This is a genomic window from Cupriavidus oxalaticus (genome assembly GCF_038900635.1).
Taxonomy (GTDB): Bacteria; Pseudomonadota; Gammaproteobacteria; order Burkholderiales; family Burkholderiaceae; genus Cupriavidus; species Cupriavidus oxalaticus_B.
Genome location: NZ_JAYMRX010000020.1, coordinates 131,193 through 141,862, shown reverse-complemented (window position 1 = coordinate 141,862; position 10,670 = coordinate 131,193). Strand labels below are relative to the sequence as shown.

Annotated in this window: 10 protein-coding genes; 3 read left to right on the top strand and 7 right to left on the bottom strand. The window is 68.5% G+C overall.

Annotation, left to right across the window (positions count from 1 at the left end; translation table 11 throughout):
* A partial coding sequence (locus tag VSR71_RS26135; RefSeq protein ID WP_428979461.1) for an aldehyde dehydrogenase family protein occupies positions 1-340 on the bottom strand: 340 nt, incomplete at its 3' end.
* 220 nt (positions 341-560) lie between these two features.
* Here VSR71_RS26135 and VSR71_RS26130 point away from each other — a divergent pair.
* Entirely contained in the window at positions 561-1,448 is an 888-nt protein-coding gene (locus VSR71_RS26130; protein WP_342916676.1) for a LysR family transcriptional regulator, read from the top strand.
* Here VSR71_RS26130 and VSR71_RS26125 read toward each other — a convergent pair.
* The 3 genes from VSR71_RS26125 to VSR71_RS26115 form a co-directional block, all read right to left on the bottom strand.
* Entirely contained in the window at positions 1,445-2,449 is a 1,005-nt protein-coding gene (locus VSR71_RS26125) for a lysophospholipase (protein ID WP_342916675.1), read from the bottom strand. The genes VSR71_RS26130 and VSR71_RS26125 overlap by 4 nt on opposite strands.
* A gap of 91 nt (positions 2,450-2,540) precedes the next feature.
* Positions 2,541-2,981, bottom strand: coding sequence for a Cu(I)-responsive transcriptional regulator (gene cueR, locus VSR71_RS26120; protein ID WP_342916674.1), 441 nt, complete (start codon positions 2,979-2,981; stop codon positions 2,541-2,543).
* The gene (locus VSR71_RS26115; protein ID WP_342916673.1) at positions 2,978-5,467 is read right to left on the bottom strand and encodes a heavy metal translocating P-type ATPase; all 2,490 of its coding nucleotides are present in this window, start codon (positions 5,465-5,467) and stop codon (positions 2,978-2,980) included. The genes cueR and VSR71_RS26115 overlap by 4 nt, the downstream gene beginning before the upstream one ends.
* Positions 5,468-5,654: 187 nt before the next feature.
* On the opposite strand from VSR71_RS26115, the gene VSR71_RS26110 reads away from it, so the two are divergent.
* On the top strand, positions 5,655-5,855 hold the full coding sequence (locus VSR71_RS26110; RefSeq protein WP_342916672.1) for a heavy-metal-associated domain-containing protein: 201 nt from the start codon (positions 5,655-5,657) through the stop codon (positions 5,853-5,855).
* A 67-nt stretch (positions 5,856-5,922) separates the two neighbouring features.
* Here the strand turns inward: VSR71_RS26110 and VSR71_RS26105 are convergent, their stop codons facing one another.
* A complete protein-coding gene (locus VSR71_RS26105; RefSeq protein WP_342916671.1) occupies positions 5,923-6,648 on the bottom strand; it encodes an OmpW/AlkL family protein in 726 nt (241 codons plus the stop codon).
* Positions 6,649-6,927: 279 nt separating this feature from the next.
* On the bottom strand, positions 6,928-8,916 hold the full coding sequence (locus tag VSR71_RS26100) for an alkyl/aryl-sulfatase (protein ID WP_342916670.1): 1,989 nt from the start codon (positions 8,914-8,916) through the stop codon (positions 6,928-6,930).
* 155 nt (positions 8,917-9,071) lie between these two features.
* On the opposite strand from VSR71_RS26100, the gene VSR71_RS26095 reads away from it, so the two are divergent.
* A complete protein-coding gene (locus VSR71_RS26095; RefSeq protein WP_342916669.1) occupies positions 9,072-9,689 on the top strand; it encodes a TetR/AcrR family transcriptional regulator in 618 nt (205 codons plus the stop codon).
* A gap of 18 nt (positions 9,690-9,707) precedes the next feature.
* Here VSR71_RS26095 and VSR71_RS26090 read toward each other — a convergent pair whose 3' ends face one another.
* Positions 9,708-10,661, bottom strand: coding sequence for a delta(1)-pyrroline-2-carboxylate reductase family protein (locus VSR71_RS26090; RefSeq protein WP_342916668.1), 954 nt, complete (start codon positions 10,659-10,661; stop codon positions 9,708-9,710).
* Between the last annotated feature and the right edge of the window lie 9 nt (positions 10,662-10,670).

Sequence of the window (10,670 nt, the reverse complement as noted above, 5' to 3'; positions counted from 1 at the left end):
TGACTTCGCCCCTGGCATCGGAGAACACCTTGCCATGCTCGCGCGTGATCAGCGCGGCCAGGTCGTCATGGTGCTGGTCGAGCAGTTCCTTGAACTTGAACAGGATGCGCGCCCGGCGCAGCGGCGGGGTCTCGGACCATGCGGGAAACGCGGCCTTGGCGGCGGCAACGGCCTCGGCTACGTCCTGCGTGGTGGCGAGCGCCACGCGCGCGGCAACTTCACCGATTGCAGGGTTAAAGATATCGGACAGGCGTTGCGACGCGCCACGCGTCTGCCGGCCGCCGATGTAATGTCCAACGATAGTTTGCACAGCGCTGGCTTCTGCAAGGATGTCTTCCACTTCCACTCCTGCTTGATTCCGGATATCGAGGATCGGCCGCATCATTGCGCGCGGTAATGACATCGCCGCAACGTCGCTTGCCGCGCATGCCGCAGCGGGCCGTGATGAGCGCAAGCTTGGTGCAGTTGCACCGCCCCGTCCAATGATTTATCGTCAAACGCAATATAAGCCGCGCTAAATATTGCGCCGCACCACCCACGCGTCGAGCGCCCTCATTCCCTTGGACCTCCACCATCTGCGTGCATTCGTTGCCGTCGCCCGCGAAGGCAATCTGACCCGCGCCGCGCAGCGCCTGCACCTGACCCAACCCGCGGTCAGCCTCCAGCTCAAGGCGCTGCAGTCGGCGTGGCGCCTCAAGCTGTTCGAACGCACCGCCGCCGGCCTGACGCTGACCGCGGACGGCGCTGCGCTGCTGCCACTGGCCGAACGCATCCTCGACGGCGTGGGCGACCTGCAGCACACCGTCAATGCCATGCATCACACGGTGCGCGGGCGGCTCGCGATCGGAACCATCCTCGACCCGGAATTCACGCGTCTGGGACCGATGCTGCGCACGCTGGTCGAACGCCATCCGCAGATCGGCACCGAACTGCGCCACGGCATGTCGGGCTGGGTGCTGCAACAGGTACGCAGCGGCGCGCTCGACGTCGGCTTCTACCTCGGCCAACCGGTCGACCCGAGCTTCCATGCGCTCACGCTGACGCCCTTCTCCTACTACGTGGTTGCACCCAAAGGCTGGAAAGAACGCACCGCGCTGCGCTCATGGGCGCAGCTGGCAACGCTGCCGTGGATCTGGACGCCGCCCGAGTCGGCGCATCACCGCCTGCTGTGCGAGCGCTTCGCGCAGGCGGGTGTCGACGCAGCCGGCGTACCCAAGGTAGCGCAGGTGGACCAGGAAGCATCGATGCTGGATCTGGTCCGCTCCGGCGTGGGACTGTCGCTGGTACGCGATTCGATTGCGCTGCGCGAGTCGCATGCGCACGGCCTGGTGATCGTCGAGGGCATGTCCGTGCAGACCGAGCTGACGCTGATCTGCCTGGCAACGCGCCGCGACGACCCGGTGGTAGCCGCGGTGTTCGGCGTGGCGGAGACCGTGTTCCGGACTTAGGCCGACGGCGGCGCAGGGGTCGCAGAGGGTTGCAGGTGCCGCCGCAGCCAGTCGCCCAGCGCCGCGAATACTTCGCCGCGCAGCGGCTGTGCTTCGTTAAAAATCTCGTGGAAGCCGTGCGGATACCAGACCTCGGCGCGCAGGTCGGGCGGCGCATTGTCGAAGAAGCTGCGGCTGCCCGCGGGATCGACCACGCGGTCGGCGCCGCCGACCAGCATCAGCATCGGCGCCTCCAGCCGCGCGGCATCGGCCTGTGCCTGCGCCATGCCGCGGATAAAGCTCTCCAGAACGCTGGCGGTGATGGTGGTCTGCACCAGCGGGTCGGCTCGGTAGGCCGCCACCACGGCCGGATCGTGCGACAGGTGCCGCGCGTCGATCGGGTTGGGCACGCGCAGGCGCGGCGCCAGCGTCAGGAGCACGCGGTGCAGCGCCAGCATCGGCTGCGCCAGCCGCAACGCCAGCGCGGGGGATGACAGCACCAGCGCGCGCACCGGGCGCACGCGCGCGGTGGCAAAGCGCGCCGCGATCAACCCGCCCATGCTGTGGCCAAGCAGGATCGGGAGCTCATTCCAGCCATGCAGCGCGGCGTCATAGATCTCGGCCAGGTCCTCCAGATAGATGTCAGGATGATCGGCCACCATGCGCGCGCCGCCGCTGGCACCGTGGCCGCGCAGGTCGAATGCGCGCACGCGCAATCCCAATCCGCACAGCAGGTCGGCGACGTGCTGGTAGCGTCCGGCGTGTTCGGCAAGCCCGTGCACCAGCAGCACCGAGCCAAGCGGTTCTGCAAAGCGGCCGGGATCGGGTAGCCAGGTGCGCAGCAGCAGTTCGGTGCCGTCGCGCATGCGCTGGCGGCTTTGCACGGGTGCGTGCGCCATGGCGGGGCCAGCGGCCGTAGTGGTGCCCAGTGCCTCAGTAACGCCAGCTGGGCCAGCAGCGCCAGCGCCAGCGGAAGCGGAAGCGGAAGCGGAAGCGGGATCGTCCGTCATCGGTTGTGCCATGCGCTACGGTCTCCTCTGCGGCGTGCCGGGGGTGTGCGCCGGCATTGTTGTTGGTAGTGCTGCGTAACCGCGCCAAACGGCCGAAAGCCGATCAGTGACAGCCCTGTCCTGCCCGCGCCACGTGGCGCGCGTAGCCAGTGTCAGGCACGTCCGCGATATCGGCCAGGATCGGGCAATCCGGCCGATCATCGCCGCTGCAATGCTGCGCCAGCTGCCGCAGCGTATCGCGCATTGCCGCCAGCTCGGCAATGCGCTGCTCCAGGTCGGCCACGTGCCGGAGCGTCAGCGCCTTGACGTCGGCGCTGGCGCGCCCGCGGTCGCGCCACAACGACAACAGGTCGCGGATCTCGTCGAGCGAGAAGCCCAGATTACGGGCGCGCCGCACGAAGCGCAAGGTATGCACCGCGCGCTCGTCATAGCGCCGGTAGCCGCCCTCGGTGCGCGGCGGGGCTTCCACCAGGCCGATCGATTCGTAGTGCCGGATCATCTTGGCCGACACGCCCGACGCTTGCGCCGCTTCGCCGATATTCATCGCTTGCCTCCCTGTGCCGTGGCCGCCGCGCCGGACTGCGGATGCCAGCGCCGCAGCAGCAAGGCGTTGCCGACCACGCTGACGCTGGAGAACGCCATCGCCGCGCCCGCCACCACCGGGTTCAGCAGCCCCGCCGCCGCCAGCGGGATGCCGACCACGTTGTAGAAAAATGCCCAGAACAGGTTCTGCCGGATCTTGCGCACGGTACGGTGCGAGACCGCCAGCGCATCGGCCACCAGCGCCGGGTCGCCGCGCATCAGCGTGATGCCGGCTGCGTGCATGGCCACGTCGGTGCCGGTCGACATGGCGATGCCGACATCGGCCGCCGCCAGCGCCGGCGCATCGTTGATGCCGTCGCCGACCATCGCCACGACCGCACCGCCCTGTCCCAGCGCCTGCACGCGCGCGGCCTTGTCCTCGGGCAACACCTCGGCCTGAACGTCGTCGAGGCCGAGCTCGCGCGCCACCCGCGCCGCCGCACCGGCGTTGTCGCCGGTCAGCATCACGGTGCGCACACCTGCCGCGCGCAGCCGGGCAATCGCCTCGGGCGCGCCCGGCTTGATCGCATCGCCAAACGCCACCAGCCCGACGACGCGCGGCGGCGCGGTCTCGACCAGCCACGACACGGTGCGGCCCTCATCGCGCAGCCGCTGCGCCACCGGCGCCAGCGTACCCGCTTCAGCATCGAGCGATTCGCGCAGGCGTTCGCTGCCGAGCTGCAGCGACTGGCCGTCGACCACGCCGGCGATGCCGCGGCCCGGCAGCGCCTGGACGTCCCCGGCCTTCGGTACGGCGATGCCGCGCACCTGCGCCGCGGCCAGCACCGCGCGCGCCAGCGGGTGTTCACTGCCGGCCTGCAGCGCGGCCAGCCGCGCCAGCAGCGCGCTGCCGTCGGCATCGGCAGGATCGGCGGCATGCAGCGCCACCACCTCGGGCTTGCCGACCGTCAGCGTGCCGGTCTTGTCGAACGCCACCACGCTGACGCGATGCGCCACTTCCAGCGCTTCGGCGTCCTTGATCAGGATGCCGGCTCGCGCCCCGGCGCCGGTGCCCGCCATGATCGCGGTGGGCGTGGCCAGCCCCAGCGCGCACGGGCAGGCGATCACCAGCACCGCCACCGCGTTGAGCAGCGCCGCTTCCCAGTTTCCACCCAGCAGCCCCCAGCCCAGCACCGTCACCAGCGCGATGACCAGCACCACCGGCACGAAGACCGCGCTGACCTGGTCCACCATGCGCTGGATCGGCGCCTTGGCTGCCTGCGCATGCTCGACCATGCGGATGATGCGCGCCAGCACGGTCTCGGCGCCGACGGCAACGGTGCGCGCCACCAGCAGCCCTTCGAAATTGATCGCGCCACCGGTCAGCCGGTCGCCCGGCTTCTTGGGCACCGGCACGCTCTCGCCAGTCAGCATCGACTCGTCCGCGTGGCTGCTGCCTTCGATCACCTCGGCGTCGACCGGGATGCGCTCGCCCGGGCGCACCACCACCTCGTCGCCAACACGCACCGATGCCAGCGGCACGCTGGCTTCCTGGCCGCCGCGGCGCACCCGCGCGGTATCGGGGCGCAACGCCGCCAGCGCGCGGATGGCCTCGGCGGTCTGGCGCTTGGCGCGCGTCTCCAGCCACTTGCCCAGCCGCACCAGCGTGATCACCACCGCCGCGCTTTCGAAGTACAGATGCGGCATGGCATCGGCAGGCGTGCGCCACATCAGCCACAGCGACAGGCCGTAGGCCGCGGTCGTGCCCAGCGCCACCAGCAGGTCCATATTGCCGGCGCCCGCGCGCACCGCCTTCCAGCCAGCCTTGTAGAAGCGCCAGCCGAACACGAACTGCACCGGCGTCGCCAGCAGCCACTGCACCCAGGCCGGCAGCATCCAGTGCACGCCGAACCATTCCAGCACCATCGGCGCGACCAGAGGCAGCGACAGCACGGCCGAAATCGCCACCGGCCAGGGGCCGTCCCAGAACGCAGGCGTGCGCGCGGCTTGCGCCGACGCCGCTGCGCCGGCTTCGGCACCGGCCGCCGGCATGGCCCCATAGCCCGCGCGTGCCACGGCGGCAACCAGCGCTGCGTCATCGGCAGTGCCGCGCAGCACCGTGACCGTGGCGCGTTCGGTGGCGAGGTTGACTTGCGCCCCCACCACGCCCGGCACGGCGCGCAGCGCCTTTTCCACACGCGAGACGCACGACGCGCAGGTCATGTCGGTGACTTGCAGCTCGACGGTGTCCTGCGGCACCGCATAGCCGGCGTCGGCCACGGCGCGTGCGGCGGCCGGCAGCACGGCCGCGGAGTCGGCATGGAGGGTGGCGGCCTCGGTGGCAAGGTTGACGGCTACGTCGTGTACGCCCGGCACGCGCGCCAGCGCGTTCTCCACGCGGCGCACGCACGAAGCGCAAGTCATGCCCTCGACCGGCAGGCGCCATTCGGGCGCGTCGTCAAAGGCCTTGGCAGGTTGCGGAGAGAGCACAGCGCTGGAACTCGTCATGGTTCTGGGTCATCCACAGTGTCGATGTCAGCATCATGGACCTTACCATCATGGGAAGGTCAAGGTCGAAACCGCATGTCTTTCGCGGCACTTTGAAAATCCGCTTGCGCTTCCCACCATGGCAAGGTTCACACTATGTCTGTCGCGGCGCCGTGCCGCCATTCATCCCCTTCAGGAGGTTTCCAGCATGATCCAGTTCCAGGTCGAAGGCATGTCCTGCAATCATTGCGTCGGCGCCATCACGCGTGCCGTGCAGGCGGTTGACCCGGCCGCCAAGGTCAGCGCCGACGTACCGACCCAGGCCGTGCGCGTGGACAGCGGCGCCGATACGCAGGCATTGCGGCTCGCAATCGAAGACGCTGGCTATCCGGTCAAGTCCGTGTCGTAAGCGGCAGGCTTGCAGCAAAAAGGGACGCCCCCGGGCGTCCCTTTTCACATAGGCCGTAGCGCTGCGCTCAGAAGCGGTAGCCCACGCTCAGGAAAGTCACCACCGGATCGATCTTGATCTTGGTGTGCGAAACGATCGTCACCGGGCCAGCCTGCGTGGTCAGCGTGGCACGGGTCGACAGCGGCAGGTACGACACCGACAGGCCGACGAACCAGTTGTCGTTAATCGCATAGTTGGCGCCGATATTGAACACCGGGTTCCACGACGGATTGGCGCTGGCGGTCATCTTGGCGCCGGGGATGCCGAACGCGCCATCGACGAATTGCTGGTTGGTGATGGTTTCGTCGGTAAACCAGGTGTAGTTGACGCCGATGCCGACATACGGGCGGAACCTGGTCTTGGCGTCGAAGAAGTGGTACTTGACCAGCAGCGCCGGGCTCCACTGCTTGACCGAGCCGAGCTTGCCGTACTTGGCGTAATCGCCGGTGCCCGTGACGTCATGCTTGGGCGGAATGCCGGCGACCAGCTCGCCCGAGATGTTATCCGTGAAGAAGTGCGAGAACGCCAGGCCCAGGGTGTCGGCGCTTTCGATATCGGCGCCGGTATTGGCGCGGGTGATGTTGACAGGCCGGCCATTGATGCTGTCGACGGTCATCGGGTCGGCGGAGCTGTTCGGCATCACGCGGAACCAGCCCAGGCTGACGATATTGCTGCCAGCCGACTGTGCTTGTGCGGCTCCCGCCAGCGCCATGACAGCGCCAGCCGCCAGCATCTTCTTGTAGTTCGGTTTCATAGTCCTCTTACTCCTCATTCATTTACTGCCGCATGCATTATCCGGCGTGTAGGAGCAGGCTGTTTCACCGACGATACAGATTCGTAGAGGACGCCCCCTAAAGGAAGGGTTAACCACTAAAAAACCCGGTCTGGAAGCCTGACCAGGCCGGGTAAACGCTGCATCGGCGCAACGCTTTATGCCGCGCGCCGGAAAAAACCCTGAACAATACGAGGGTTTAGGGGCCGACCGCGCAACAGCGCCCGCCTGGCCCCCTCCCTCGCACGGCGGGAATCGGGCTCAGGGCGTGACGATGGCGAAGCTCGGCTCGAACTTGTCCATCAGCGCCACCCATGCAGCGAGCGCCTGCGGGTCGCCATCGACCTTCGCGCGGCCGGCCTGGGTCTCCGCCTGCAGCGTGGTCTGCCCCGCGAGCACGCCGGTCAGCACCGCGCGCGGCATCGTCAGCGTGGCCTGCGGTGCGGCGTGCTGCGCGCCTGCCTTGTAGCGGAACACGCCGTTCTCGACCGTCAGCGCGTAGCGCTTGCCGGTGTCGGGCTGGACCCAGTTGATCGCGACAGTCTTGCCCGCGGCGCGATCGCCGTTCAGGCTGATCGCCAGGTAGTCCAGGAACATGGTGTCGGTCATCGCCCGCAGCACGTCGGGACTGCCGGTGCGGCGCGTTGACTTGGGCGCGCCGTCGCGCAACTCGGCCGCGCCGGTCAGGTAGGCATTGCGCCAGGTCGACGACTCGGCCTGGTAGCCGAGCTGCTCCAGCGCATCGGCCTGCAGCCGGCGCGCGGCCTGGTTGCCCGGATCGGCAAAGACCACGTGCTTGAGCACCTCGGCCACCCAGCGGTACTCGCCGCGCGCATACGACGCACGCGCCTGCTCCAGCACGCGCGCCGCGCCGCCCATGTACTCGACATAGCGCTTGCCGGCATCCTCGGGCGGGAGCGGGTTCAGGTTGGCGGGATTGGCGTCGTACCAGCCGAGGTAGCGCTGGTAGACCGCCTTGGCATTGTGGCTGACGGTGCCGTAGTAGTCGCGCAGGTGCCATTCGGAGGCCAGCGATGGCGGCAGCTTCACGCGCTCGGCAATCTCGGCCGGCACGTAGCCCAGGTTGGCCAGACGCAGCGACTGGTCGTGGATGTACTTGTAGCCATCGCGCTGCTTGCCCAGGTAGGTGACGATATTGTCGCGGCCCCAGGTCGGCCAGTGGTGCTGCGCGAACAGCACCTCGGTGCGGCCGCCGAAGCGGTCGATGGTCTCGTCCAGCGCGCGCCACCACTGGTTGGCGTCGCGCACCTGCGCCCCGCGGATGGTGTACAGGTTATGCAGGTTGTGGGTGGCATCCTCGGCCGCGCACAGCGCCTTCCACTGGGGCAGGTACATCAGCATCTCGGCGGGGGCCTCGGTGCCGGGCGCCATCAGGAATTCGATCTGCACGCCGTCGATGGTGCGGGTTTCGCCGGTCCTGGTAATCAGGTCGGTCGGCGGCACCAGCGTCAGCGTGCCCTGCGCAACCGCCTTGCCCAGCCCGGCATCGACCTGGCCGGTGGCCGAACGCTGCAGGTTGGTGCCGTACATGTACTGGGCGCGGCGGCTCATCGCGTTGCCGGCAAAGACGTTCTCGCTGACCGCCTCCTCCATGAAGCCTTCGGGCGCCAGCACCTTGACCTTCCCCGCCTTGACGTCGTCCTCGCTGATCACGCCCTTGGCGCCGCCGAAGTGATCGGCATGGCTGTGCGTATAGATCACCGCCACCACCGGCTTCCTGGGACGGTGCTTGTAGTACAGCTCCAGGCCCGTGCGGGCGGTCTCGGTGGCGGTCAGCGGGTCGATGATGATCAGGCCAGTGTCGCCTTCGATGATCGTCATGTTGGAGATGTCGAAGCCGCGGATCTGGTAGATGCGGTCGGTCACCTGGAACAGGCCGTGGTTCATGTTCAGCCGGGCCTGCCGCCACAGGCTGGGATTGACCGTCGCCGGCGCGGCATCCTTGTCGAGGAAGCGGTACGAATCCAGCGACCACACCACCCCGCCTTGCGCATCGCGGATCTCGCCACTGTCGATGGTGCCGATGAAGCCCCGGCGCGCGTCCTCGAAATCGCGCTGGTTCTGGAACGGCAGCTGCTGCAGCACTGCGGCCTGGGCGCGGGCCGTGGTGTCGCTGGCCGGATTGGCCGGTGCAGGCGCGGCGTTGGCTGATCCGGAAGTGCCGGCGAAAGCCAGGATTGCGGCGAGGGCTGCGGCGAAAGCCGCGGCAGTGGAAGTCGGGAACGACATGCGGGTCTCCTTCAGGCGCTGTCGGCGAGATCGCGCCACAACATTGTTCTGAACATTCAGTACAATATCGCAGTTTGCTTGCAGAGCGCCTCTACTGTCAAATGGCTGCCGGCCTGAAAATTCTGAAACCCGTCCCGCCCCGTATGCCGTCCTCAATGCCTCCGCCCACCAAATCCCCGCACGCAGCGATCAAGAACCGCCGCGGCCTGGAAACGCGCGACCGGATTCTTGCCGTCACTCGTGAGCTGATCAGCGCACTAGGCTACTCCGAAGTGACGCTCGACCAGGTCTCCGCTCAGGCCGGGGTGGCCAAGAGCAGCCTGCTCTGGCATTTCGGCAGCAAGGAAATGCTGCTGGCGCAGGCCGCGACCAGCCTGTTCGAGGACTTCGGGCACGAGCTTGTGGGTGTCGCCAGGCATGACGGCAAGACGCCGCAGCAGCGGCTCGAACACCTGTTCGACGAAGTCGCCGACTATTTCACCGCCAACCCCGAGGCCAAGGGCGTAGTGCTTGGCCTGCTGTTCTCCGCCGGCGTGCCGGCCAGCGTGCGCGAACAGATCCGGCACAGCTGGGACGCGCACGTGCGCGACCTGGCCGCGGTGCTGTCACTGCCGGGCCAGCCGCTGCCGCCCGAGATGTCGCGCCTGATCGTGGCGACGCTGCACGGCTGCTATGTCCACTGGTACGCCAGCGACCGCAGCGAGCCGATCGCCCGCTTCCTGGCACCGGCGCGTACCTTGTTCAGCGATTGGCTGCGCGCGCGGGCCGGCTGAATGGCCCGGCGGCCGGCGTCAGGCGCGGCTGGCCAGCACGCACGCCGCCAGGTCCCACAGCGCATAGCCCACGCTCTTGAACACCAGCGGGCTCCCGCCGCGCGCGCGGATCGCATCCGCCTGCAAGATCGCCGTCTCGAACGGCTGCACGGTGCCCCAGTCGATGCCCGCCTGCAGCAGGTCGCCCGCCTCTTCCTCGATACCGAACAGCGTATCGGCCAGCAGGCGCCCATGGTCGGCGGCCACATGGCAAAGCTGCGGCGGCAACTCGCACATGTCGGGGCGGAAAGCACCGACGGCGGCGATGAAGTGGTCGTCGCGCCAGAGCCCGCTGTCCAGATCCGGCAGCACCGGGCTGCGGCTGGACGTGACCGTGACCACCATCGACACGCGCGGCAGCACCGCGGCAACGGTGTCGGTCACTTCGGCGTCGACGCCCAGCGTACGCGCCTGAGCGGCCAGCGCCTCGGCCTTGTCGCGCGTGCGCGACTGCAGCCACACCTTGCGCACGCCCAGCCCGTCGGCAAAGGCCTCCAGGTGCGTCAGCGCCTGCACACCGGCGCCGACGATCAGCAGTTCGCCGCCGGTGCGCGCGGCGAAGCATTGCGCCGCCAGCAGCGATACCGCCGCGGTGCGCCGGCCGGTCACCGTCGGCCCGTCGAGCATCGCAAGCCGCGCGCCGGTATACGCGTCGGCCACCACCACTTCGCCGAGGATATTGGGCAGCCCGCGCTCCGGATTGCCTGGGTGCACGGTGATGTTCTTGGTCATCACCAGGTTGCGGTTGCGCGCCGGCATCACCAGCAACGTACCCTCGCCGTGTTCGGCATCGCCCACCGGCAGCGCGATGCGCGGCGGCGCCATGGCCGTGCCGTCGCGCAGTTCGGCCAGCATGTCGGCGATGGCGCGCGCGAGTTCGGGATACGGCAGGCGGGCCGCCGTGCTGGCGGCATCGAGGGGAAGCAGGGACATGCGGGCGCT